Origin of the sequence: Enterocloster aldenensis (assembly GCF_003434055.1) — a bacterium.
Classification (GTDB): Bacteria; Bacillota; Clostridia; order Lachnospirales; family Lachnospiraceae; genus Enterocloster; species Enterocloster aldenensis.
The window spans coordinates 210,119-234,876 of record NZ_QVEX01000005.1; the positions used below are offsets into that span (position 1 = coordinate 210,119).

Here is a 24,758-nt window from a genome sequence, read left to right on the forward strand (position 1 = left end):
GTCCCCCATGTTAAGATTCAAACCGCACATTCAGCTCTTTGCCCGCATCGTCATGATTGGCAACCACGGAACTTAAGCCCATATCCCTGGCCGCAACATGGCTTAATACCTGGAACGGGATCAGATACTCAATAGCTGTAAGGAATTCGCATTCCACAAAATCGCTGACAATGGAATGTGCATCTGTCACCGGGTCATCCGGGGACGCCACCATGAAGCAGTTATGGGTATGCCTCCTGCACCACTGCACAAGCTCATCCATCCGGTCCCGCTCCGGCTCCCTGGGGCATAGAAAGAACAGCACACTTCCTTCCTTTACAGGCTGGTTCTGGCCATGCATGAACTCCTCGCACTCATAACTCATACAAGGCTTTAAGGTGGTTTCCAAAAGCTTCAGCCCGCCTTCCACCGCAGTGGCATAGTTGGCCCCATATCCCAGGAAGGTGAAGCTGCCGGCTTCCAGCAATACCTGTCTGTGGGCCTCATACCACGACAGCGTGCGTTCTGCTGCCAGAGCAACACTCCGGGGCAGGGACTCAAATGCCTCCAAATACCCGTCGTACTCACTCTTAAGGATCCGTCCAAGGGCATATGCCGCTTCCACCACGCAGAGCATCAGGATGGCCATGGATGCCACATGTCCCTTTGTCTCAGGAAAACTCTCCTCATCCCCGCTCCGTTTCTCTATTACTATATCACACTCCCTGGCCAGTACGCCATCCCTTAAAAGCGTTGTACATATAACCGGTATCCCCATTTCCCTGGCTTTCCTTGCAACATACACCGGACCCCTGGTGCGGCCGGACTGGGCCGGACATATGACCAGCATTTCTTCCGGTTCATACATGCCGTTAACATTAAATCCGCTGTGGTTCATGAACAGGGTGGGATAACTTGTGGCCGCCTCCACCTTAAGAAGCTTTTCCATCATGAATCCCACAACAACACCTGCATTATATGGGGAGCCGTGACCGCTCAGATACACCCGCTTCACAGGGTGGGTCATGAAATGCTTCACAAAATCCCCGCAGTAATACTCCCTGTTGTCCAGGATCTCCCTTATCACATCCGGTTCTGCCTTAATACAATCCATCATCGCGTTTTCATTCATATCCATATTACCTTTCTTATCACACAATCAGGAATCCTGCCGCGCCAAGAACCAGGCCCACCACAACCGTTACCAGGATTACAATGGCAGGTTTTACGTTCCTGCTCCTCATGAGCCAGGCCATGAACAGGGTAACCCCAAGGGGAAGCAGTCTTGGGAAAATGCCGTCCAGGATTTCCTGTATGTTGATGACTGATTCACCAATGCTGAATTCCACGCCGCAGGTAACCCCCACATAGGAAGCGGTCATGGCTCCGATTACCGTCAGTCCCACAATATAAGCTGCTTCTGTCAGTTTCTGCAGCAGTCCGCCTTCCTGCATGAAGCTGATAAAATTCTCGCCCAGCTTATACCCCAGTGTCAGGCCGTACCAGCGCACCAGGAGATGGGGGATATTAAACATCAGCACAAACAGCACCGGCCCCAGCAGATTCCCTTTCAGGGCCAGGGTAGCGCCCACGGACGCTGCCACGATACGGAAACAGCCCCAGAAAAAGGTATCCCCGATTGGCGCCAGCGGTCCCATCAGGGCCGACTTTACCGCACTGATGGTAGGTCCCATGTTCTTGTCCTGGCTTTTGGCATTCTTCTCCTCAAGGGCAGTCACAATGCCTACCACAAAGTTGGTGATCTGCACGGTCAGGTTAAAAAACTCCGTGTGCCGTTTACATGCCTCCACATACGCCTCTTTGTCGTCCTTATACAGCTTCTTTAATAATTTGGTCAAGGTAAATGCAAATCCCAGGGCCTGCTGGCGCTCCGCGTTATAGGATGCCTCATGGCAGAAGGAACGCCAGAATATGGTTCTAAGGTCGCTTTTTGTTACAGATATCTCTTCTACTGCCTGGTTCGTCTTCTGCTCTGCCATCAAAACTCATCCTCCTCACTTACTTCATCTTTGGTTGTCATGAAACGGAATGCTGCAAATGCCACTGCCAGCACGGTAACTGCCATGATATCCACGCCGAAATACACTGCCAGTGCAAAACCTATGAAATAAAACGGAAGGAATCTCCTGTCCCACATAATATTAAGCAGCATTGCAAAACCAAGCGCGGGAAGGGCTGCCGCCACAACATCCAGGCCGCTTAACACAGCCTGAGGCAATGCGTCGACCACTGCCCCGATTGTATCCGTCCCAAGGGCCACTGCCAGGAATACAATCCCGCTGGTAATGACCGCCTTAATGATACCCGCCCCTATATGGATTGCATTAATTCCCTCAATGTTCCCTTCTGCCGCAAACTCATCCACCTTATGCATTGCAAAGCTGATGGCAACCTCACAGGCCGTGGCCACATATGCACAGAGGATACCGGTGGGAATGGACACGGTCAGGGCCACCGACACATCCGCGCTGCTGAGCACGGCATAGGCAGTGCCTATGATTGCGCCTGCCGCAACATCCGACGGCATGCTGAGTCCCAGATACATAATTCCCATCCATGTCAGTTCCAGCGTACCCGCCATAATAAGACCTGTCTGCAGATCCCCAAGCACAAGACCCGTAAGTGTGGCAGTAACCAAAGGCCTGTTTACCATTGCATCACCCAGGAACTTATTGCTGGAGTATGCAAAAAAAGCTACCAATGCTACCAAAAAAGCTTGAAATACCATATATTTCCCCCTCCTTCATCTATCTGGACCGTCCCCTACAGATACTTTGTGATATTAACCGATTTCTCAGTCGGCACCGTATAACAGCCGATTTCAACCCCCATATCCAGCATCTTCTTAAAATTCTCAATATCCTGGTCGCTGACAGCCAGATACTTGGTCAGCAGCTTCTTACCCGGCTCAGTCTTCATAAGAGCAGCGTTCAGGCTGCGCAGATATGGAACCTGCTCTGCCAGCGCAAGGGCATCATCCGTTGTCTCCACCAACAGTTCAATGCTGTACTTCTTAACATTCTCGCTGTTTAAGAATGCCGCCGCCTCAGCAATGGGCACGATCCGTGTCTTAACAGACTTAGGCGCAGCCAGTTTAATCAGGTTCTTGCGCATATCATCCGCCGCCACCTTATCCCCGGCCACCAGAATCATGTTCGCCTTCAGCTTCTGCACCCACAATACCCCTGTCTGCCAGTGAAGCAGACGATAGTCAATGCGGAACAGCTTTACATTGTCCATAAACCTACCTTCCTTTCAATAAAATGCATAACGAATCCTGTTTACACAAGAAATTATACAGCAATTTGTACAGTGTTTGAATTGACATTTTTTCACCAGGGCTGGTGCAATTGGGTGGGATTAGGGTGGGTGAATGATTAAGGTGCATCCGTTCGTGAGCAGAATGGGGCTGGGGGGAGGGAGACGGCTGCGGGGCTAGCAGCTCTAGCGCTCTGGAAACCGGCTAAATACAAGAGGCTTCTGCCCAAACTCACGCCTAGTTACTTTCTTCCGTTCGTTGTCGGGTTCAGACAACGGGCGCCAGCCTCTTAACGCCGGTTCCCACAGCTCAAGACCTGCACGCCCCTGTAGATGCCTCCCTCCCCCCAGCCCCCTTCTGCTCACCCCCTACGTTTTTATCGTCTCCGCACCATTTAAACCGGAAGTAAGGGTACGATTCTCCCGTCCAACCTATTTCATACTTATTGGCGTATGTAGTGGCCGGAGTATGCAGTCCGGGGAGGGGGCCAGGGCGGGCTTTGCCTTTTGGGGGAACGGACGGTGACGGGGGGATTCCTTAGGACGGCGGGGGCGCGGACGCTTAGTTCCGGAGGGAGCAGCTTCTTAGGTTCTGGCAATATAGAAGACGGGGGTGGGCGAATGCATCAAAGCATGAGTCCAAGGTGCTTTGAGCTGAGAAAGTCCTTCAGGATTTCTCAGTGAATAGCACCGATCCCCCGTCTTCTATATTGCCAGGGCCTTAGAAGCTGCCCCTCCGGAACTCAGCGTCCGCGCCCCCGCCGTCCTAAGGAATCCCCCCGTCACCGTCGGATTCCCCAAAAGGCAAAGCCCGCCCTGGCCCCCTTCGCGGACGTAGCCCTCACGGCCTACCCACATCCGCCAAACACCCCAACCATCCCACAACCGTCCCCATCCGTGCAATCCGCTCCGTCATACTATCCAGACACAGATATTCTTCCGGTGAACACATCATGCCGCCCACCGGACCAAGGCCGTCAATGGTGGGCGTGCCTATATCGGCCACGAAGTTTCCGTCGCTGACCCCGCCGGTGACAGCGGTAAGGTACGGGATTCCCAGTTCCTGGCTGGCTTCCTCTGCCAGCCGCTGAAGCTGTGCGCTTCCCTCCACCTGTACAAGAGGCGGACGGTTCCTGGTAAATGTGTACTCTGTACGCACCCCATGGATTTCTACCTGCTCCAGGATGTCCCTGACCTGGCGGATGAGCATTTCCCCGTCCTCCTTGGTCCTGTAGCGCAGGTCAATGTCCATTTCCGCTGATTCAGCCACCACGATGCGGTTTTCACCGCCATTTATGGTGCCGATGGTCACGGTACTTCCTCTGTCAAAATCATTAAGCGCCCTGAGCTTCACTATCTTTAAGGCCAGTTCCTCAATGGCATTGCGGCCCTTCTCCGGTTCAATGCCGGCATGGGCCGCCCGCCCCGATGCCCGGACATGGAAATAGGAATTGCCTTTACGCTCAATCACAATGGCCCCGTTTTCCCGGGCTCCCTCGGTTACAATGCACCAGTCCGCCTTCCTGCCCTCTTCTATAATCCGCTCCTGAACCGCATGGCTTCCTGCTTCCTCATCCCCGCTCATAAGCACTGTAACCTCCGGCACATGGTCCACGCCCAAGGCGTAGAGCGCCTTAAGCGCATACAGGCATCCCACCAGACATGCCTTCATGTCCACGACTCCTGGGCCAGTGGCTATATTTCCTTTTATTGTAAATGGATTGGCCTTAGCAGCCCCTTCTGGAAATGCGGTATCCAGGTGGCAGATCATAAGTACTTTACCGTGATTCCTGCTGTTTCCGGTCTTTGGGCTTTGGCTGCCGTCATATTCCGGGCCCGTGCCGGATTTCCTGGCGATTACGGCGTTTCCGCAGTTTCCGTGTTCCAGGATTTCCACCTCAAACCCCTCTTTTTCGTATTCCCGGGCCATGATGGTTGCAACCCTGTCAATCCCTTCCTTACAGGCAGAACCGCTGTCTATGTTCACCAGGCGTTCCAGCAGTTTCATCATTTCTTCATAGTATGTATCCAGATATGATTTAATATCATTACTCAGCATTACCTAGTTTGCCCCTTTCTTTTTCTGCTCTTCCTGCTCCAATGTCATGATTCCGAATCCCGTGCCCGCGCATACCAGGGCCATGATTACGCTGAAGAAGCAGAAAAATGCATATGGCAGATAATCAATGGTGGCAATCCCCAGTGCGCCGGACGCATATGCCCCTGCTGCCGACCATGGGATCAGGGCCACCACGCAGGTGCCCGAATCCTCCAGGGTACGGGACAGGTTCCTGGCAGCCAGGCCCATTTTCTTATAAACCGGCGCGTACAGTTCTCCCGGAATCAGAATGGTAAGGAAATCACTTCCTGTTGCAAGGGCCATGGTGATGGTGGACACAACCGTGGCCGCAATCAGCGTAAACCGCGTCTTAACAACATGCATCAGATGCTCCAGGATCACATCCAGACAGCCTGCCCTGGCAATGATTCCTGCAAAGGAAAATGCACAAAGGATTAAAAGGATGGTCTCCTGCATGGAATTCATGCCGCCGCGGCACAGAAGCTTCTCAATCTCCGGCAGGATAAGGGATGTATCCGTGCCCTTCACCATTTCCATGCTGAACCCGCTTACGGACGAGGCAAATACATCTGTAAAGGTAAATCCCTGGTAGAACACTCCTATGAGACAGGCAACCGCGCTGGATATGAGCATGACCGGGATGGTGGGTTTCTTGGCAATGGACCCGTAAAGGATAATGATGATGGGAACCAGCAGCAGGAGGTTCCAATGATAGATGGAACTTAAGTTAGCCATCATCATATCCACTTTTTCAGAGTTGGCCAGTCCGGCCGCGCTGGTGTTAAGCCCCAGCACCGTATACAGTATGATGGCTCCGATGGCGGCCGGAACCGTTGTGTAGAACATGTGCTGGATGTGTTCATACAGGGTAGAGCCTGCTGCCAGAGGCGCCAGGTTGGTGGTGTCCGACAGGGGGGACATCTTGTCGCCAAAGTATGAACCGCCTACCACTGCGCCTGCGGTAATGGGAAGGGAAAGCCCAAGTCCCTGGGCGATGATGACCAGGACCACGCCAATGGTTCCCATGGACCCCCAGGATGTTCCTGTACAGGTTGATATCACTGCACAGATAATAAAGGATGTGACATAAAAAAACTTGGGATTCACAATCTGGATTCCATAATAAATCATCATGGGAATGGTTCCCGAAAGCATCCAGGATGATACGATGATACCCACTGCCAGAAGAATCAGTATGGTGGGCATGGCCTTGGCAATCTTTTCGGACACGCCTTCAATCATATCATCCCAGGTCACACCCAGATGGAATGCCACCATTGCCGTAAAAGCCGCTGACATTACAAGCATGGCCTCCTTGGGAAATCCCAGGATACCGTATCCCACGGTAAGGATGATCAGCATGGCAACCAGTGGAAGCAGGGCTTCTGCAAATGTAGGTTTCCTTTGTTCTCTCTTCTTCATACTCTTGGCTCCTTTTCTATTTTCCCAACCAGGTCAATATTCCAAAAAAGGGCATATTCCAGCCGCCAAAACTGAATTATGCACCTTTGCAATAACCACCTGATTGAGTTTCTTATGGTTCAATGTTATACTATAACAGACATCAATACAATTAATAGTTTGCCAATCTGTTATAGTACAGCCTGGGGTATGTCTGAAAATCCATCCCCTGGAGAAATGAACAGGAGGATTATGTCCATGCTGAAATATGAAGAGATTGTCTCCTACATTGAGGAACAGATTGAAGACCAGACATTCATACCTAATATGAAGCTTCCTTCCCTCCGGGAGATGGCGGGGCATTTCTCAACCAGCGTGGGCACCGTGCTTTCAGCCTACAAATACCTGGAGCAGCGGCACAAGATTTATTCCATCCCCAAGAGCGGCTACTATATCGTGGGAATCACGGACAGCCGTGGTTACAAGAAAAACTCCATGATTGACTTTTATTCCGGCGCGCCGGACAGCCGGTATATCCCGTTTCACGATTTCCAGCACTGTATTGATAAGTCCCTGGACCTTTGCAGGGAGGTCATCTTTACCTATGCCGACGTGCAGGGCCTTCCCCTGCTCCTTGACACCCTGGAAAAGCAGTTTAAGCAATATCAGATTTATACCAGGGCTTCCAGTATCGTGGTCACCTCAGGTTCCCAGCAGGCGCTTGATATCCTGTGCCGCATGCCCTTCCCAAACGGCAAAAAGACGGTCCTGATTGAACAGCCTATTTACTATGGCATGATTAAGAGCATTTACCTGTGCAATACGCCGGCCATTGGAATCCGCCGCGGTTTTAACGGCGTGGATTTTGAGGAGCTTGAGCGTCTGTTTTATTATGGGGACATCAAATTTTTCTACACCATACCAAGATACCACAATCCCACAGGCCATTCCTATACCAAGGCGGAAAAGCAGGAGCTGCTGCGCCTGGCCGGCAAATACAATGTCTACATAGTAGAGGATGATATCGCCGCTGATTTTGACACTAACTCCAGGAACGACCCCCTGTTTTACTATGATTCCTCAGACAAGGTAATCTATATCAAAAGCTTTTCCAAGGTCCTGATGCCGGGCCTGCGCGTGTGCGCCCTCATCCTTCCGGACCTGATTAAGAATACGTTCCTGGAATATAAGGAATGGACCGATACCTACACCTCCATCCTGTCCCAGGGCTCACTGGCCGTGTATCTGGGAAGCGGTATGTTTGATAAGTATCAGGACAGCATCCGCCGCCTTTACATGAACCGCATGGGCGTACTGCAGGAAACCGTCCGTGGGAACCCGGCCCCGGGCCTGGAATGGAACATACCGGATTCCGGTTTCTTTGCATGTGTGAAGTTAAAAAAGGATACGCCTTTTGACAAAATACAGCCAATGCTGTTTAAAAACAACATACGCCTCATGGACACCAGCAAATTTTTCCTAAAGGAATTCCGCAACAACCACTATTACCGTGTCAGCGTCAGCAAGGCCAATGAGGACGAAATACGGGCCGGGATACCTAAGTTAATACGGATACTGGGGCGGTATAACTGAGCCGCGGGAATGGCGGCCTGGGACCTGCTGCATATTCAAAACAACGTCTGCTGCTCATACTCACAGGACCTTGCAAGCCCTGCCGGCACCTGCGCCAGCAGTTCCCGGAAACCGTCCCCATCCATTATCCAGTCCCGCACCTGATTCCTCTCAAGCACAAGGGGCATACGGCTGTGGACCGGGGCCATGGACTGGTTGGCCTGGGTGGTCAGAATCACAAAATGGTCCCCATCCTCATATTTACTGTAAAACCCGGCCAAAAACAATACCTGTCCGTCCTCCCTGATAAATGTATACTTTTCCTTATTCTGATTCCATTCATAGAACCAGGAAACAGGGACAGCTGCCCGCCTGTGGCTCACGCTGTCCCGGAACATCCGTTTTTCAAGCACGGACTCAGACCTGGCGTTGAATACCAGTCCCTTGCCGCCTGGCGCCTCAAATCCCCAGCGCATTTTCCGGATTCCAAGAAATACCGGGGACGGGGATTCATTTCCCCGTTCTGTATTTCCCCGTTCAGCATGTTCCCGTTCAGCATTTCCCCGCGCCGTATCTTCCCGGATTGTGATAACAGGAGCCACATCCCCCGGATGCATGTCCTTTTCCAAAAGCCCCAGTTCCAGCTTCCAATCTTCCGGCTCCACCAATTCCCTGATTTCATCAAGTAAATCAACACTGAAATAATATCTTCCGCACATCCTGCCTCCTCCTGTCCTGAATCAGATACCAGTATATGATACTTCTCTGTAGTATTATATATCCAAATCCGGCAAAATCAATGCAAGGATGTTTGACGCCCCAATCATATAAAACAGGGTATCTAACAGAAAACCTCATCCTGATACGGAATCGATACAGCGGCCCCCATTCTTGAAACCGTGATGGAAGATGCTTTTGCCGCATACATCAATGCATCCTTTATCCCTATATCACGTACAAGGGAGGCGATGAAATATCCGGCAAACGTGTCCCCTGCCGCAGTCGTATCAACAGGATCCACCTTGAATATCTCCTGAAAAATCCTTTCTTTCCCGTCCTCATAATAAGCCCCGTTTTCCCCCAATGTCAGCACAACCTTACTCAGCGGATACCGTCTAAGCATCTCGTCCAGGATTTCTTCCGGTTGGATTCTCCCGGTAATCTGATATCCTTCAATTTCATTCATTATGAAAAACGTTACTTTCTTCAGATCTGCGTCCAGAATGAGCTGGTTCATTGGAGATGGGTTCAGGACTATTACCATTTCCTTTTCAGATGCAATATCAATCACTTCTTTCAGGCAATTGATTTCATTCTGTAAAATCAGGTAATCCCCTGCCGTAAAGTTCCCCAGCACCTGCTTTATATACTCAATGTCATTTTCAAAATTTGCACCTCTAAAAAGAACAATACTGTTTTCTCCTGTATCTGAAACCTGGATCATTGCATTTCCTGTAGGGGTCTTTACTTTACGGATCAGTCTTGTATCCACGCCATATTCCGTGCAATATTCCATAAGCATACCGCCGTCTTCCCCCACATTGCCTGCATGATATACAGGTACCCCTGCTTTTGCAAGGGCCACGGACTGATTAAGTCCTTTTCCGCCCGGAAATAGTTTTAGTTCCTTAGAGGATATGGTTTCCCCTGGTTTTACAATATATTCCACACAGTACACATTATCAATATTCAAAGAGCCAAAACTCAGTATCTCCATTCTCTATATTCCCGCCTTTAAAGTTAATCATTACAACGGATCAGCGCCTTGATGAAGCCTGCCGGCTTGTGTTCCAATTCATACTGGCAGCGGTCAAACTCTTCCAGGGAATAGATATGCCTGGGATTTACCGTACCCGTGAATTTCCACTGCCCCCTGGCAATTAAATCCAGTGCCTGACGGCAATAACGTGTGGCCAGGTCATCATCCCGTATCTGGGTGTTAAGGACCTTCATCATTTTATAGTTCCATTGCTGGAAGTCAATGTTCCTGTCCCCGCCAAGATGATAACCGCCGATTCCCAGACAGCCTGCCATACCGGTAATATCGCCTGCCAGGCGAAGGGCGCTGCCGGTCCCTGCAAACTCCTCCACGCGGCTGAATCCAATAGAAAACATCTCCTTTTTCCGTCCCGGTCCTAAAACATGCCCTCCAAAATTATGTTTTGAAAAGAAATACTCTTCTGGCAGCGTGTCAGGAGAATAGACAACATCCGCTCCATATTTCAGCGCGTTTTCCCTTGCTTCCTCACGTATATCAACACCTATTATGGTTCCCGCACCCATTGCGCGCATTAAGGAGATGGTTCCCAGCCCCATATAACCGCAGCCCACAACCACAAAGGGATCTCCAGGGGCTGCCAGCGCCATCTGTGCCCCAACATTTATAAGGCATGCCAGCGCTTCCCCCATTGCATCCTCATCCGCTACCGCTTCCGGTATCACCACACAGTTCTCTTCCTTCATAATTGTATACTGTGAATAACAGGGGCTGGATAAGCCTGTTACCCGGTCATTCTTTTCTAACCCTGTAACCCCCTGGCCCACTGCTTCAATTGTGCCCATGGGTTCATGGCCAAAGGTCTGACCGTTAACCGCGGTCTTCCATGGCTCCAGTTCCGAACTGCAGACACCGCAGTACTTCATCTTTACCAATACTTCACCCGGACCAGGAGTGGGTATTTCAATGTCTATGACCCTGCTCTTAGCCGGCCCTTCCATGATAAGTGATTTCATAAAAATATCTCCTTCCTGTAATCATGATACCGCAGACAAGCGCGGTCCGTTAATCAGTCTTTTAGTTTATCAATGGCAACAGCAATTACTAATACAGCTCCCAACGCAACAAACTGGTAATACGGGGAAATCTTCATTATATTTAATGCATTGGAAATCATCCCCATAATCAGGGATCCAAGAAGCGTCCCCCACATCCTTCCGCGTCCAGCCTTGGCAGATGTCCCGCCTATTGTTACAGCTGCAATAGCCTCCAGGCCGGTGTTGGCACAGGCAGTGGGCTGACCGGAAAACATGCGGGATGCAAGAATCACACCGGCAAGACCTGCCGTCAGGCCACCGATTGCAAAAAACAGGACCTTATTCCGTTTAACCGGTATTCCAGATAACTGTGCTGCCTCCGTATTACCTCCGATTGCATAAGCCGAACGACCAAACTTAGTATATTTCAGCACGAACCAGGCAATAAAGTATAATACAAACATAATGATGATCGGCACCGGGATTTTGCCGATATATCCCCTTCCAATTACTTCAAACTTTTCTGTCATGCCAATAACCGGATACGCATTGGTCAGAAGGAGGGCCGCGCCTTTATATATATAAGAAACACCTAAGGTTACGATAAATGATGGTATTTTCAGATATGTATGGAATATGCCGCAGAGTGCGCCGCAAAGCGCGGAAATCCCAATGGCAATTATAATGGCCGCCAGAATGCCTGCATATCCATAGGATGCCAGAATGCCTATCTCCTCCTTCAGGAGCATACAGGCTATGACTCCTGCCAGGGCAGCATTGGCTCCTGCCGACAAATCAATTTCGTCAATTAACATTATGAATGTCATCCCAATTGCAGCTACGCCTGAAATAGAAATCTGGCGGAATAAATTCACAAAGTTATCCACAGTAAAGAAATCCTGCGATACCATGGAAACCAGGGTAATCATAAGTATAAGCAGGATATACAGACTGTAATTGCTGATATTCCTAACAACAGCTTTCGCGCTTGTCTCACCTTTCCGTCTTTCAAATAACCTAATTTGCTCCATTTGCTTTTCCTCCCTCTACCGTTGCCAAATACATGATGGATTTTTGGTTCATCTCCCCGCCGGTGACTTCACCGGAAATTTTACCTTCATGCATTACAATGATTCGGTCGCACATACCAATCAGTTCAGGCAGTTCCGATGAGACAAATATGATTACCTTTCCTTCCCTGGCCAGCTGAATGATTATATTATATATTTCATATTTTGCATTAACATCAATTCCCCGGGTGGGTTCATCTAAAATAATGATATCCGGATTGCAATTCAGCCACTTGGCCACTGCTATCTTCTGCTGGTTTCCCCCGCTTAAGAATTTTGCATATTGGGTCTGTCCAGGTGTTTTAATGAGAAGCTTGTCTATATATTTGGCGCAAACCTGCTTTTCTTTTTGAGGGTCCAGATAAAACCATGTTTTCTGATGCTCATAGTTAGCCATTATTATATTTTCCCGAACATTTAATGCAAGGACCAGACCCTGCCTCCGTCTGTCCTCAGGCACCAGGCCAATACCAAAACGGATGGCATCCTTTTCATTGCGGATATGTACTTTTTTTCCTCCAATCAGGACTGTTCCGCCTTTGATTTTGTCTGCGCCGAATATAAGGCGCATGAGTTCCGTCCTGCCAGCCCCGACCAGCCCTGCAAAACCAAGAATCTCACCTTTATGCGCCACAAAGGAAGATGGATGTACCCGTTTTCCCCCATCTGTCAGATTCCTTACTTCCAGATATTCCTCTCCGATTTCATTGTCCCTTTCAGGATAAATTTCTGTCAATGACCGCCCTACAATATATTCTATGATTTGATCCAATGTCAGTTCAGAAATCGGGGCGGCTGTAATAAACTGCCCATCACGCAGTATGACTGTATTGGTACATATCTCAAAGACCTCGTCCATTCTATGGGTAATGAATATCATGGTCACATCTTTTTTATTCAGGCTTCTGACAACATTAAAAAGCTTTTGTGTCTCGCTCTCCGTCAGCGCAGAGGTAGGTTCATCCATGATCAGTATCTTAGAGTTCAAAGAAACTGCTTTGCAGATTTCCACCATTTGCTGCTCTGCAACTGTCAAAGTATTTACAATATCGGTCGGCCGGATATTAATATCAATCTCATCAATGATGGCCTGCGCCATCTGGTTCATACACTTCCAGTCTATCATTCCGTTTTTCTTGGGCTGCCTTCTCATAAAAATATTTTCAGCCACTGTTAAGCCCGGAACCAGGTTAAACTCCTGGTAAATGATTGCTACGCCAAGACGTTCCGAATCTTCAGGACATGTAATATCGGCTGGCTTTCCATCAATATAAATCTCTCCTTCATCTTTTATGTAAGCGCCTGCTAAAATCTTCATTAAGGTGGACTTTCCAGCCCCATTTTCTCCCAGCAGCGCCAGTATTTCCCCCTTCCTTACCGTAAAACTGACATCCTTTAGTGCCTGAACACCTGGAAAGTATTTTCCGATTCCTTTGAATTCCAATATATAGTCCGCATCGCTGCCCACCTTCATATGAATTCCTCCGTTTCATGCAGTTTATTCATTTCCTGGTAAGAGAGACAGCATACCGGCCCGCCCAATGACAGGGCCGGATCAGCTGTCTCCCTTTACCTATTAATCGAGAGCAATCTCTTCTGCTGTAATTATCTTTCCGCCATATGTATAAAGGCCAACGCCTGCATTCATATACTTCTGGTCTTCCGGCAGCTGCTTTCCAGGAATGACATAATCACGAATGGTCTGGACAGCGATTTCCCCCATTTTTTCCGGATACTGCATAACGGTTGCCAAATAAGGTGAATCTTCGGATTTATCAATCGCCCCCTTTTCTTCATCCGTAGCATCAAATCCAATTACCTTTGTGTGATTGTTCTTTGCAGATATAATTGCATCATATGCCCCCATACCAGCCTGAGCGCTATACCCAAAAACAAGGTCCAGGCTGCTGTGGGAAGACAGCACGTCCTCCATTGTTGACATAAAGTCCTGCCTGTCAGATGATTTCCCAAAGGTCTCCGTGTGGGCGTTTGGGAAAACCTTACATATCTCTTCCTCAAACCCTTCTGCCCTGTCCTTTGCAGATGTTCCTGCCGGAGGAATTAAAAGAACAACATCTAATTCTTCATTTTTATCCACGTCTTTTAAATACTCCTGCGCAACCCATTTTCCTGCCGTGCGGCCGCCAATCCGATTGTCGGTGCCTATGGCCTGATATACAAAATCAGTTGGACCCGCATCACACAGGATGATAGGGATATCTGCATCAATCAGCGGGGTACAGATATTCTTCAGCGTGTCAAAATTCTGGTATGTCATGATGACAGCCTTACAATCCATTTGGATAAAATTCTCAATGGAATTCATCTGCACCTGCTCATCACCATTACAATCTACAAATGCAATCTCGAAATCCTCCCCTGCCGCTTTCTCAATTCCCCTCTGCATATCCTGGTAAAATGGGAACTGGAGGGTAGCCAGGCTGACTCCTATGACCGGTTTTTCTTTCTGTGCCTCCTGCCCCTGCGTTTCTTTACCCTCAGTCACCTGGACAGCCTTATCTGCCTTTGCATCAGAACACCCCGCCAAAACAGAAACACTTACCATCAATATTCCCAGAAATCCTGCTAATTTCTTTCTTAACATGAAGTCTCTCCTTCTCAAAATGTAATTACGCCTTTCATATAACCATCTTCCTTACTTACCGACTTTTCAAAAATGATCTGGCAATCCCTGAAATCCGCCACATGTGTCACAAGATCCTGGGGTGTATAGACCCCCTTATCAATCATTGCTTTTGTCTGTTTCATGACATCTGTATAATGGCGGTTACTCATCGGCGACAGATTATAAACAGTAAGCCCGCCCAGATGCCATTTTGTTCCGTCAAAGGTCATCTCATGACGGTGCCATGATCCAATGGTCAGTTTGCCTGCTTCATAGCGGATTAGTTCATTGGCCAGTTCAAACCCGGAATTAGATGCGGAAAATTCAATTACCACATCAGCTCCGCCTTTTGCCTTTAACTCACGGATAGCTTCCTGTCCCTCTTCATCATATGGATCATACACCAGTCCGGCCCCATATTGCCTTGCCAGCGCCCGTCTTTCAGGTTTTTTTTCAAAAACAATGACCTTACCTGCCTGGGAGCCCCTCAATAATCCCATTAAGGTCAAAAGCCCCATATAACCGCACCCTACCAGCGCAACCGTGTCCCCTTCCTCTATCTGTGTTTTATTGAGAAGATTCACTACGCAGCAGGTAGGTTCAATAATCCATTTGCTCCAGTCATCAATCGTTTCAGGAAGCTTTGCCGCCCCTGCTGCAATGATGTTCAGATATTGGCTCATCATCTCATTGCTTCCTGCTCCAAGAAATACATTGTCCCCCACTTCAAAACCAGTTACACCTTCCCCAATTTTCCTTATAATTCCAATGGACTCATGCCCAATTGGGTATGGTGTGGGACCTGGCCCTGTTACTCCCTGAAACAGATAGGAGTCCCATGCACATACCCCGCACGCCTTCACCTCTACCTGAATCTGGCCAAAACCTGGTTCATCTGCTATCTCAACCGGCCTTACCTCAATCTTATTAGGTTCTGCAACCCAAACCGCATCACATTTCAATTTCTTTCCCTCCCTTATTTTCCTGCTTCTATTCTATAATCCAAGGACATCGTGAATATACTTTCTTGAGGTCCGGGCAGACTCGTAGTTATTGACCCTGTTGAAATCCAGCTCTACCGTAAGATAACCGTCATATCCATGATCCTCCAGCACCTTTAACACGCCTGGGAAATCAATCACTCCCTGTCCAAGGGCGCGGAATCTTCTTGGCGGATACTCGGGATAAGAATCAGGATCTCCGTTAATATCCTTTAAATGAATGTACCGGGCCTTACCGGTACCCAGATATTTGTCAAATAGATATGCGGGTTCCATCCCACACAATACCGTATGGGCTGTATCCAGACAAAGCCCGATGTTTTCTTTTATGTGGGCCAGGAAAAAGTCAATCTGTTTTTCTGCTTCAATATAAGTTCCCCAATGCGGATGAAGATTCAGCTCAATCCCATTATCCCTACATAATTTTGCAATTTCATCAGCCTTCCCACAGACCGTAAGCAGGTCCGCATCCGTCACAACCTGTCCCGGCTTTTTTCTCGGGGGTTCCAGGTTCATAAGTACAAAACCATGTTCCTTTGCAAACCTGACACACCGTTTAGCAATAGCCATATCCTTTTGGAAATCGTCAGTAAGATAGTGATAAATACAAACAAACTCCATGTTGTATTTTTTCATCACTTCATCAAACTCTTCCCTGTCATTCTCATAGATTTCGGATACGATGTTGAAATTTTCCATATACTCATATCCGCAATCCTTCAAGTCCCTCAGGGACTGCTCAAAATCCCTCTTCGGCAAGTGGCTGACCGGCCCCCAATTATTATACTCATCCTGCAGCCAGGACCATGCTGTGTACGCTACCTTCATGCTTATTCCTCCTTATTATTTAAAAATTGACACCTGCAACCAAAATTATATTGGCATAGGGTGTTGTTTCCCCTGTCCGTATGACTGTCTTTGCCTTGGCAGCCATTTCCTTAAATTCCTCATGCGCAATACGTCTGAATGGAACCTGTGGAAGGGCCTCAATGACAGTCCCATATGTATCCTGGCTTTTATCCGCCATTTCTTCTGCAACGATAAAGGATTCTACCACCATCTCGTCTATGACAGAATGAAGTACCGCACCAAAATCCGGTATCCCCCGGATTAATGAAATGTCGATGACAGGAATACCAGAGGGTACCGGCAGCCCTGCATCTGCAATCACCAGATATTCCGTATGCCCCATAGCTGCAATGGCAGATAATATCTGCGGATTCAATAAACCATCTTTTTTCATCTATGTCCCACCGCCTCATTATTTAATAACTCCATTTTAGCCAATTGTGATATCGCTGTATATATACCCTTGTTACGAATATAGTGTTGTGGCATATTGCTTTTCATGTCACAACAAAACGCGCCATTCATTGTACTATTAGTACAATATTTACCATGCACGTCCCCACTTATATTGTGCTATATTTACATATCCCAGTTTTCAGGGTATAATCTGTCTATTACAAAACCGGGCCGGTGAACCAATACTAAGATAAAGGAGGACAGCCATGTCAATTACCTGTGAAGATTTAATGGGTTTAAAGCATTTTCAAAGCATCAAATTATTGGCAGGACATTCAGGTATACACCGTACCGTCACCTGGCCCTATGTAGTAATCACCCCATCTGTTGAAGAATGGCTTAACAGCGGGGAAATATTATTTATCATAAACTCCAATGAACAGAATATGTCTAATTGGGAATTTCTTAAGAGGATCATCATAGACTGCAGCAGCAAACGGATTTCGGGAATCGTACTGGTAGGCAGTGTTTCGGACCTTGATTCAATCCCGCAAAATGTCCTTAAGCTTTCAGATGATTATGCGACGCCCTTATATGCAATGCCATGGGATCTCAAACTGATTAACGTTACAAAGGAAATAATCGACCTGATTGTCTCAGATAAGAATATCCAGAAAAAAAGAGAGATTTTTATTGAACGCCTGCTGTTTTCAGAAGGGGATACAGCAGATTCACTTCATGACTATGCCACACTGCACTCCATTCCTGTTAAAAGCCTGCATTTTATTTTCAGCCTTATGGTCACCCAGACAATCCTTTCAGAAAGTAATGCCGCTGTTTCTGAAACAATGAGCATCTTAAAGTCCATTGGCGAGCTGAATGGAAACCGGTTTCCTATCATCATGATTCCATCCGGAGATACGATCATCGGTTTTTGCAGTGTGGATTCTGACATTCAGGTCACTCATGCAGTGGATTATATAACAGCCATATATAAATTGCTGATTACCAAATATACCCCCCGGCATTATGCGTTAGCCTTTGGCAGCCCTTACCTGTCATTGGCAGATATGTCCCTGAGTTACAAAGAGTCAAAGCAGGCCTTGTATTTTATCAAAAAAACTAACCCTGAAAACCATATTGCCCGCTTTGATACACTGACCCTATACCGGTTGTTTTTTGATATCAATGATTTCATTCCGAAATCAGCATCCTTATTTGTGGATAAAAACCTGAAAACCTTAATGGATTATGATGAAAAAAATGGTTCGGAATTAATTACTACCCTAAAATTCTTCCTGCAGCACAACTGTAACTTAATAAAAACCGCAGATGCCCTATATATACACCGAAACACATTGATATATCGCTTAAATATCATCAAACGCACATTAAATGATAACCTTGACAGCGCCCTCACCAGAATGTCCCTTTTCTTAAGTATCCTATATCACGAATTTACGCAAAGCAGTAATTAAACCCAGGGCAGGAGAATGCATTCCTCCTGCCCTGTCTGTCTCTTCTAAATCATTCAATTTACTATACCAGCAGCTCATGTCCTGTCTGACAGACAGGTTTCTCCTTTTTAAATAACAGTTTTCCGTGTCTGACCGAACACAGTACATCTGCCCTGCTTTGTACCGCGTCAAAAGGCGTCCCGGCGTCCAGGATGATAAAGTCCGCCATTCTTCCCTCTTTAATACCATAGGCGTCCAGATTCATTGTTTTTGCACCATGGACCGTTATCAAATCCAATGCATTTTCAATCTCCTTTAACGACATCAGCTGGCATGCATGAAGCCCGATATCCAGGATATTCATCAGGTTTCCGTTGCCAAGGGGATACCATGGGTCTGAAATTGAATCCTGTGCAAATGATACATTCAGCCCTGCCTCCAATAATTCCTTCACCCGTGTGATGCCCCTTCTTTTAGGATAGCTGTCCTGCCTTCCCTGAAGATATAAATTCTCTGCCGGACAGACTGCAAATCTTATCCCTGCCCTGCGCAGAAGCTTAAACAGTTTAAATGTATATGCATTATTGTAAGATGCCATGGCTGAGGCGTGGCTGGCCGTGGTCCTTGCACCTATTCCATTAACATGGGCAAGATAGGCCAGCTGTTCTAAAAAATGGGAATGTTCATCGTCCGTTTCATCACAATGCACATCAATCATCCTGTCATATTTTACTGCCAGTTCAACTACTTTTTTTAGGGATGCCCTTCCCAGTTCCTCTGTATATTCAAAATGAGGGATTGCGCCAATGGCATCTGCCCCCATCCTAAGTGCTTCCTCCAGCAGTTCCTCTGCCTTTGGATAGCAATATAATCCCTCCTGAGGAAATGCAACAATCTGGATTTCTACCAGGTCCCTATATTCTTCTTTGAGTTCCAGAAGTGCCTTCAGGCCTGTGAGATCAGGGTCTGTGATATCCACGTGTGTCCTGACATATTGTATGCCGCTTAAGATCTGATGCTTCAGCGCCCTTTTCGCCCGTTCTTTTACCGTTTGTACATCATCTGATTTTTTTATCTCCGACCATCTGGCAATTCCTTCAAACAACGTGCCTGTCCTGTTGATTGCGCTTGGGTGGAATGCAGTGTATGTATAGTCCAGATGGATGTGGGATTCCACATAGGGAGGTACCATGAGATGACTTTTTAAGTCATGGCAGACAGCGTCCCCCACTTCATATCCTGGCTCCTTCGATATATGGATTATCCTTCCTTCATCAATCAAAATATCTGCCAATCCCTGCTGATATATATTTACATTTTTCAATACCACTCTATTCTTGTGCATCCCAATCTCCTCCGCAATCATAATACATATAAAATATCATACTTTCCTTTAGCGGGCATTGTACCATGATACCAATTTTTATATCCTGTAATTGTACCTTGATTCATGATGGAACGGAATTAATTTCATACTTTCAGTACAATGCGGATTCCTTACTTTTATTATATACTTTTCATAAATAAAGGTATGGTTTTAGAAGGAGGTCACTTATATGAATACACGTTGGGATTTAATCAGGATGGAGAAAATGACATGGATGGATTTTGCACAGAAAACGGATTCTTTCATTATTCTTCCGGTTGGTTCCATGGAGCAGCATGGTCCGCATCTGCCGCTGAACGTAGACTCAGTCATAGCAGAAAATTTTTCATTCCGGTTAGCAGAAGAATTAGATGCCGTTGTTGCCCCTACCCTTAAGTATGGGTATAAATCAAAGCCTTTAAGCGGGGGCGGACCGCTGTTTCCTGGAACCATTGATTTAAGCGGCCTGACACTGCAGACTAATATCATGGAACTGATTGATGAATTCTACAAGGATGGTTTTCGAAAGATCTTCATACTGAATGCCCATTTTGAAAATGAGGCATTTATTGTTGAGGCACTTGATATTGCTTCATCAAAATACGGGGATGACCTGCTTCTGATTACATCCAATTGGTGGGATCCCCTTCCTCAGGAAACCATTGATGCCGTCTTTGACCAGATACCATTTCCGGGATGGGCCCTGGAGCATGCTGCGGTCACGGAAACTTCCCTGATGATGTATTTTGCACCTGATTTAGTTCATGAAGAACGGATGGTTGATACAAAAGGCGCCATACCTTGCTGTTATATCAAATATCCCATTGAAAAGGACACGATACCTGGTACCGGCGTTCTGGCAACTGCCTATTCTTCATCCGCGGAAAAGGGGAAAATTCTTTCAGACGCAGTGTTAAAGCGATTGATAGATATTTTAACTCCTTACTGTAGTTGAAAAAGTCAGGCAGCTTATATGCCTGACTTTTTCAACGCTTGATACCGGATAGCATGCCGGATGATGAAATGAACTTTAAAACCCTTTAATCAACTCGCCATTCTTCGGCTCAAATCTTCCGGTAAAGAAACGCAGCACCTCCGGCTCATACACCCATTTAAGTCCGCTGATATCATGTCTCTTCTGATACAGCTGGATGATTGCATCAGCCACATAGTCCAGATGTGCATAGGTATATACCCTTCTCGGAATGGTCAGGCGGATGGTCTCCAGCTTCGGAACATGGTTCTCGCCGGTCTTTGGGTCACGGCCCGCGGAAATGATTCCGCGCTCCATGGTCCTCACGCCGGAATATTCATAAACAGCCGCTGCCAGGGCCTGGGCCGGGAAATCCTCTTCCTGGACCAGATGGTCAAGGAATGCGCGTGCATCCACAAAGATTGCATGGCCGCCGTAAGGCTTTACCATTGGCACGCCTGCCGCATCCAGTTTCTCGCCCAGGTAGCGGATCTGGTTCACACGGTGGCTGATATAGTTAAATTCCATGGATTCCCTGAGACCGATAGCCATTGCTTCCATATCCCTGCCGGCCATTCCACCGTAGGTAGGCATGCCTTCAAACTGTACAACAGTACCGCAGGCACGTACATATAAGTCCTTGTCATTCATGCACAGGAAGCCGCCGATGTTGGTCAGGCAGTCCTTCTTGCCGGACATGGTGCAGCCGTCGCCGTAGGAGAACATCTCATGGACGATTTCCTTAATGGTCCTGTCCTCATAACCCTTTTCCCTTGTCTTGATGAAATACGCGTTCTCAACACATCTTGTGGCATCAAACATCACCTTGATGCCGTGCTTGTGTGCCAGTTCGGATACTGCCTTGATGTTGGCCATGGCAACCGGCTGTCCGCCTGCCAGGTTAACGGTCACCGCAAGGCAGATATATGGAATCTTATCAGCGCCCACTTCGTCAATCAGGGCCTGGAACTTATTCAGGTCAATATTGCCCTTGAAATCAAGGATTGCATTGGGGTCGTGGGCCTCGTCGATAATGACGTCGCGGAAGGTTGCGCCGTTGCGTTCCTGATGGAAACGTGTGGTTGTGAAATACATGTTGCCGGGTACATAATCGCCTGGCTTAATGGTAAGTGTGGAAAGTATATTCTCTGCGCCGCGTCCCTGATGGGTGGGTACCACATACTTGAATCCGAACAGCTCCTGTACCGTTGCCTCAAGGTGGTAGAAGTTCTTGGAACCGCCGTAGGCTTCATCGCCTAACATCAGTCCTGCCCACTGCCTGTCACTCATTGCATTGGTCCCGGAATCGGTCAGAAGGTCGATGAAACATTCTTCTGATTTCAGTAAAAAGGTGTTATATCCGGCTTCCTTGATGGCTGCCTTCCTCTCTTCCTTGTTCAGGTTGCCCATGTGCTCCACCATTTTGATTTTAAATGGCTCCGGTGCGAAATTCATCATATCCATATTTAAATCCTCCTTATTTTATATAATGATTTTTTCATTTCTGTTAACTTTTTTGTCTTTCATCATGTACTGTTGCTCATAATCCCTGAGGGCTGAAATTGCCTGGCCTGAAAGGGGTATAATGGCAAGCATGTTAAAGATTGTCATTAATCCAACCCCTAAATCCCCCAGATCCCACACAAATGTGTATGCGGCAACCCCGCCTATAAAAAGCATTGCCAGCGCAAACAGCTTATAGCCAGTCTGGGCTTTCCAGGTATCCCCGAAAATATAAGCCACATTACATCTTGCATAGTAAAGGATGCCGATAAAGGTTGAAAAACTGAACATGAACAGGATGATGGCTATAAAAACAACCCCGAACTTGCCCATATGATAATTCATGGCCGCCTGCAGCAGATCCATTCCCACCAGTCCCTCAATGGCCTCCCCGGGAGCCAGCAGCATGATGAATGCAGAACAGCTGCAGATTACCAGGGTATCGATGAATACTCCCAATGACTGGATCAGTCCCTGTTTCACAGGATGGCTGACTTCTGCAGCAGCGGCAGCACAGGATGCGGAACCGCTTCCTGCCTCATTGGAGAACAGACCCCTTTTTACCCCATTCATGACCACTGCCCCAAGGCCGCCCCCAACAATGGGCTTTAACCCAAATGCCTGTGAAAAAATGTTATTAAGCACCACCGGCAAATAAGTAATATTTTTTAAGATAATAAACAGTGTTATGGCAAAATACGCGCAGGCCATGACCGGAACCACTCTATCCAGGACCTTTACCGTGGCATTCTTCCTGAGTACAATCAGTGCAGACATGACAACCAGGACAATCGTGGTAGCCAGCTGAGGAATACCAAATGCATTTTTAAAGGAGGATGTTACGGAATTGGCAACCACCTGGCTGATTCCTGCCCAGCACAGAAGGCCGGAAAATGCAAATGCCAGGCCCAGGAATGTGAATTTGCAGCCTCTTGTATAATAGGTCTGCTTGTCACTTGCAACATATTCAGCCTCATTATGTACATCCTTTACAAAAATATCCTCCCGCTTAACCTTGGTAATAATCCTCATGCGGTCCATGAAATAGGCCGGACCTCCCCTAAACCCGCCATAAAGAGGATCCTTCTCTTTATAAATCTGAGCCAGGGTTGATTCAATAAAGGCGCTGGATGAGCCAATCAATGCCGACAGCCACATCCAAAAAACCGCTCCTGCCCCGCCAAAGGATATGGCGGCCACAACTCCTGCCAGGTTCCCCATGCCAACCCTGGTAGCGGTGGCAATAATCAGCGCCTGTAAGCCTGATATTGAACCCTTTTCATTACTGCTCTTTTTCTCCAGCGTAACCCTGACCATTTCCGGAAACAGCCGGAAGGGCAGAAACCGTGTCTTACAGGTAAAATAAATACCTGCAGGTATCAGGATAATAACCAGCAGCGATATGCCAAACCGGGTTTCTCCATTGGAAAACTCAAGGATAAACAAATCCCCCCATAAAAGTTCGTTCAATGATGTGATTACCTTCACAATCATCTGTAATATCCGCTCAAAAATAATCATTCCCCCCTGTCATAATTTGTTTGTTTAACAATTTACGTCCATGATTTGTCTTTGCATCTCTCCGCGGTTTTATGATGCGTGATGCGTGATGCATCACTTGTGATTCTTATTATACAGCATTTTAACCAATAGTCAAGGGGGATTTTAAAATAATTTTGATATTATGCACATCCTGTTATGCACATTCCCATAGTTTTATTGCATTTGACCCAAATGTGTAGTAGAATAGGCGTAATTATGAAGGGAAGATGGTGGATACGGAACGTCTATGGCTGAAAACATTATAAAACTCACATTAAGTGAACAGATTTACAACATCTTAAAAGAGGACATCCTTGCAGGAACCATACCCCTTGGCGCCAAGCTCACGAACCGTGAGCTGCAGGAACGCTTTCAGGTTTCCTCCACTCCCATAAGGGATGCCATCAATAAGCTGAACCAGGATGGTCTGATTGGCGAGGTGACAAAAACCGGCGCCCAGCTGATCAGTTTTGATTTTGAATACTCCGGGGAGCTGAATGAATTCATCCTTGCCCTGTCCTGCCAGGCCGTGGCCCTTTCTGCGCGCAGCAGCCAAACCCGGCAGGTAACGGAGGAACTTTACCGCAACCTAAAAGCTATGGCCGAGGCCCAGGATGACGAGGCATATTTTGACGCGGATTACCGCTTCCACAAGGCATTCTTTGATTACTGCGGCAACCGTTTCTTAAAGGAAACCTACAAGAGATACAACCTGATACGGTTCCTGCTGATGCGGCACGCGGTCCGCACCCTGGAGCACAGGACCTCCTCTATCCGGCAGCACAGGCTGATTACGGAAGCTTATGAGGATGGGGATTATAAGCTGGCGGAGAAGCTGACAGAGGAGCACTACCGGTATGGTGTGCATTTGATTGATGGGGAACCAGATTAATTCTGGGAATAGAGCTTC

22 protein-coding genes are annotated in these 24,758 nt (G+C 47.5%); 4 read left to right on the forward strand and 18 right to left on the reverse strand.

What is annotated here, in order from left to right:
* Positions 1-10: 10 nt before the first annotated feature.
* The 6 genes from DWX59_RS12760 to nhaC all read right to left on the reverse strand — a co-directional run bounded on the left by DWX59_RS12760 (position 11) and on the right by nhaC (position 6,760).
* Complete coding sequence (locus DWX59_RS12760; RefSeq protein WP_117559610.1) at positions 11-1,117, reverse strand: SIS domain-containing protein; 1,107 nt, start codon at positions 1,115-1,117, stop codon at positions 11-13.
* 13 nt (positions 1,118-1,130) lie between these two features.
* Positions 1,131-1,979: a PTS system mannose/fructose/sorbose family transporter subunit IID gene (locus DWX59_RS12765; protein WP_117559611.1), complete on the reverse strand. Its 849-nt coding sequence runs from the start codon at positions 1,977-1,979 to the stop codon at positions 1,131-1,133.
* A complete protein-coding gene (locus DWX59_RS12770; protein ID WP_117559612.1) occupies positions 1,979-2,728 on the reverse strand; it encodes a PTS mannose/fructose/sorbose/N-acetylgalactosamine transporter subunit IIC in 750 nt (249 codons plus the stop codon). Before DWX59_RS12770 ends, DWX59_RS12765 begins: the two co-directional genes overlap by 1 nt.
* Positions 2,729-2,763: 35 nt before the next feature.
* A complete protein-coding gene (locus DWX59_RS12775) occupies positions 2,764-3,240 on the reverse strand; it encodes a PTS sugar transporter subunit IIB (RefSeq protein WP_025484524.1) in 477 nt (158 codons plus the stop codon).
* 859 nt (positions 3,241-4,099) lie between these two features.
* Complete coding sequence (locus tag DWX59_RS12780; RefSeq protein WP_117559613.1) at positions 4,100-5,317, reverse strand: M20 family metallopeptidase; 1,218 nt, start codon at positions 5,315-5,317, stop codon at positions 4,100-4,102.
* 3 nt (positions 5,318-5,320) lie between these two features.
* A complete protein-coding gene (gene nhaC, locus DWX59_RS12785) occupies positions 5,321-6,760 on the reverse strand; it encodes a Na+/H+ antiporter NhaC (protein ID WP_117559614.1) in 1,440 nt (479 codons plus the stop codon).
* 237 nt (positions 6,761-6,997) lie between these two features.
* Here nhaC and DWX59_RS12790 point away from each other — a divergent pair, with 237 nt between their 5' ends.
* Entirely contained in the window at positions 6,998-8,332 is a 1,335-nt protein-coding gene (locus tag DWX59_RS12790; protein WP_166460214.1) for an aminotransferase-like domain-containing protein, read from the forward strand.
* 35 nt (positions 8,333-8,367) lie between these two features.
* On the opposite strand, the gene DWX59_RS12795 is transcribed toward DWX59_RS12790, so the two are convergent.
* The 9 genes from DWX59_RS12795 to rbsD form a co-directional block, all read right to left on the reverse strand.
* Entirely contained in the window at positions 8,368-9,030 is a 663-nt protein-coding gene (locus DWX59_RS12795; protein WP_117559616.1) for an SOS response-associated peptidase, read from the reverse strand.
* 122 nt (positions 9,031-9,152) lie between these two features.
* Positions 9,153-10,028, reverse strand: coding sequence for a ribokinase (locus tag DWX59_RS12800; RefSeq protein WP_117559617.1), 876 nt, complete (start codon positions 10,026-10,028; stop codon positions 9,153-9,155).
* Positions 10,029-10,051: 23 nt separating this feature from the next.
* Positions 10,052-11,044, reverse strand: a complete 993-nt coding sequence (locus DWX59_RS12805; RefSeq protein ID WP_117559618.1) for an alcohol dehydrogenase catalytic domain-containing protein — start codon at positions 11,042-11,044, stop codon at positions 10,052-10,054.
* A gap of 53 nt (positions 11,045-11,097) precedes the next feature.
* The gene (locus DWX59_RS12810; protein ID WP_117559619.1) at positions 11,098-12,096 is read right to left on the reverse strand and encodes an ABC transporter permease; all 999 of its coding nucleotides are present in this window, start codon (positions 12,094-12,096) and stop codon (positions 11,098-11,100) included.
* Positions 12,083-13,609 (reverse strand): sugar ABC transporter ATP-binding protein, encoded by a 1,527-nt coding sequence (locus DWX59_RS12815; protein WP_117559620.1) that lies wholly within the window; start codon positions 13,607-13,609, stop codon positions 12,083-12,085. Before DWX59_RS12815 ends, DWX59_RS12810 begins: the two co-directional genes overlap by 14 nt.
* Before the next feature lie 102 nt (positions 13,610-13,711).
* Complete coding sequence (locus tag DWX59_RS12820; RefSeq protein ID WP_117559621.1) at positions 13,712-14,740, reverse strand: substrate-binding domain-containing protein; 1,029 nt, start codon at positions 14,738-14,740, stop codon at positions 13,712-13,714.
* A gap of 14 nt (positions 14,741-14,754) precedes the next feature.
* A complete protein-coding gene (locus DWX59_RS12825) occupies positions 14,755-15,723 on the reverse strand; it encodes a zinc-dependent alcohol dehydrogenase (RefSeq protein WP_117559622.1) in 969 nt (322 codons plus the stop codon).
* Positions 15,724-15,756: 33 nt separating this feature from the next.
* Complete coding sequence (locus DWX59_RS12830) at positions 15,757-16,590, reverse strand: sugar phosphate isomerase/epimerase family protein (protein WP_117559623.1); 834 nt, start codon at positions 16,588-16,590, stop codon at positions 15,757-15,759.
* Between the two features lie 19 nt (positions 16,591-16,609).
* Complete coding sequence (rbsD, locus tag DWX59_RS12835) at positions 16,610-17,005, reverse strand: D-ribose pyranase (protein ID WP_117559624.1); 396 nt, start codon at positions 17,003-17,005, stop codon at positions 16,610-16,612.
* Between the two features lie 268 nt (positions 17,006-17,273).
* On the opposite strand from rbsD, the gene DWX59_RS12840 reads away from it, so the two are divergent.
* Positions 17,274-18,485: a PucR family transcriptional regulator gene (locus tag DWX59_RS12840; protein ID WP_117559625.1), complete on the forward strand. Its 1,212-nt coding sequence runs from the start codon at positions 17,274-17,276 to the stop codon at positions 18,483-18,485.
* Positions 18,486-18,546: 61 nt separating this feature from the next.
* Here the strand turns inward: DWX59_RS12840 and codA are convergent, their stop codons facing one another.
* Positions 18,547-19,809 (reverse strand): cytosine deaminase, encoded by a 1,263-nt coding sequence (gene codA / locus DWX59_RS12845; RefSeq protein ID WP_117559739.1) that lies wholly within the window; start codon positions 19,807-19,809, stop codon positions 18,547-18,549.
* A 211-nt stretch (positions 19,810-20,020) separates the two neighbouring features.
* Between codA and DWX59_RS12850 the strand changes: the two genes are divergently transcribed.
* Positions 20,021-20,785: a creatininase gene (locus tag DWX59_RS12850; RefSeq protein WP_207660430.1), complete on the forward strand. Its 765-nt coding sequence runs from the start codon at positions 20,021-20,023 to the stop codon at positions 20,783-20,785.
* Between the two features lie 75 nt (positions 20,786-20,860).
* Here DWX59_RS12850 and DWX59_RS12855 read toward each other — a convergent pair whose 3' ends face one another.
* Together DWX59_RS12855 and DWX59_RS12860 are read right to left on the reverse strand one after the other, a co-directional pair.
* Entirely contained in the window at positions 20,861-22,267 is a 1,407-nt protein-coding gene (locus DWX59_RS12855) for a tyrosine phenol-lyase (RefSeq protein WP_202048801.1), read from the reverse strand.
* A gap of 18 nt (positions 22,268-22,285) precedes the next feature.
* A complete protein-coding gene (locus tag DWX59_RS12860; protein ID WP_117559626.1) occupies positions 22,286-23,827 on the reverse strand; it encodes an alanine/glycine:cation symporter family protein in 1,542 nt (513 codons plus the stop codon).
* Between the two features lie 268 nt (positions 23,828-24,095).
* Between DWX59_RS12860 and DWX59_RS12865 the strand changes: the two genes are divergently transcribed.
* Positions 24,096-24,740: a GntR family transcriptional regulator gene (locus DWX59_RS12865; RefSeq protein ID WP_117559627.1), complete on the forward strand. Its 645-nt coding sequence runs from the start codon at positions 24,096-24,098 to the stop codon at positions 24,738-24,740.
* Positions 24,741-24,758 lie beyond the last annotated feature (18 nt).

Bases quoted from the DNA above. Each gene is read 5' to 3' on its own strand.
- DWX59_RS12760 (WP_117559610.1), bottom strand. From the start codon at position 1,117: ATGGATATGAATGAAAACGCGATGATGGATTGTATTAAGGCAGAACCG.
- DWX59_RS12765 (WP_117559611.1), bottom strand. From the start codon at position 1,979: ATGGCAGAGCAGAAGACGAACCAGGCAGTAGAAGAGATATCTGTAACA.
- DWX59_RS12770 (WP_117559612.1), bottom strand. From the start codon at position 2,728: ATGGTATTTCAAGCTTTTTTGGTAGCATTGGTAGCTTTTTTTGCATAC.
- DWX59_RS12775 (WP_025484524.1), bottom strand. From the start codon at position 3,240: ATGGACAATGTAAAGCTGTTCCGCATTGACTATCGTCTGCTTCACTGG.
- DWX59_RS12780 (WP_117559613.1), bottom strand. From the start codon at position 5,317: ATGCTGAGTAATGATATTAAATCATATCTGGATACATACTATGAAGAA.
- nhaC (WP_117559614.1), bottom strand. From the start codon at position 6,760: ATGAAGAAGAGAGAACAAAGGAAACCTACATTTGCAGAAGCCCTGCTT.
- DWX59_RS12790 (WP_166460214.1), top strand. From the start codon at position 6,998: ATGCTGAAATATGAAGAGATTGTCTCCTACATTGAGGAACAGATTGAA.
- DWX59_RS12795 (WP_117559616.1), bottom strand. From the start codon at position 9,030: ATGTGCGGAAGATATTATTTCAGTGTTGATTTACTTGATGAAATCAGG.
- DWX59_RS12800 (WP_117559617.1), bottom strand. From the start codon at position 10,028: ATGGAGATACTGAGTTTTGGCTCTTTGAATATTGATAATGTGTACTGT.
- DWX59_RS12805 (WP_117559618.1), bottom strand. From the start codon at position 11,044: ATGAAATCACTTATCATGGAAGGGCCGGCTAAGAGCAGGGTCATAGAC.
- DWX59_RS12810 (WP_117559619.1), bottom strand. From the start codon at position 12,096: ATGGAGCAAATTAGGTTATTTGAAAGACGGAAAGGTGAGACAAGCGCG.
- DWX59_RS12815 (WP_117559620.1), bottom strand. From the start codon at position 13,609: ATGAAGGTGGGCAGCGATGCGGACTATATATTGGAATTCAAAGGAATC.
- DWX59_RS12820 (WP_117559621.1), bottom strand. From the start codon at position 14,740: ATGTTAAGAAAGAAATTAGCAGGATTTCTGGGAATATTGATGGTAAGT.
- DWX59_RS12830 (WP_117559623.1), bottom strand. From the start codon at position 16,590: ATGAAGGTAGCGTACACAGCATGGTCCTGGCTGCAGGATGAGTATAAT.
- rbsD (WP_117559624.1), bottom strand. From the start codon at position 17,005: ATGAAAAAAGATGGTTTATTGAATCCGCAGATATTATCTGCCATTGCA.
- DWX59_RS12840 (WP_117559625.1), top strand. From the start codon at position 17,274: ATGTCAATTACCTGTGAAGATTTAATGGGTTTAAAGCATTTTCAAAGC.
- codA (WP_117559739.1), bottom strand. From the start codon at position 19,809: ATGCACAAGAATAGAGTGGTATTGAAAAATGTAAATATATATCAGCAG.
- DWX59_RS12850 (WP_207660430.1), top strand. From the start codon at position 20,021: ATGAATACACGTTGGGATTTAATCAGGATGGAGAAAATGACATGGATG.
- DWX59_RS12855 (WP_202048801.1), bottom strand. From the start codon at position 22,267: ATGGATATGATGAATTTCGCACCGGAGCCATTTAAAATCAAAATGGTG.
- DWX59_RS12860 (WP_117559626.1), bottom strand. From the start codon at position 23,827: ATGATTATTTTTGAGCGGATATTACAGATGATTGTGAAGGTAATCACA.
- DWX59_RS12865 (WP_117559627.1), top strand. From the start codon at position 24,096: ATGGCTGAAAACATTATAAAACTCACATTAAGTGAACAGATTTACAAC.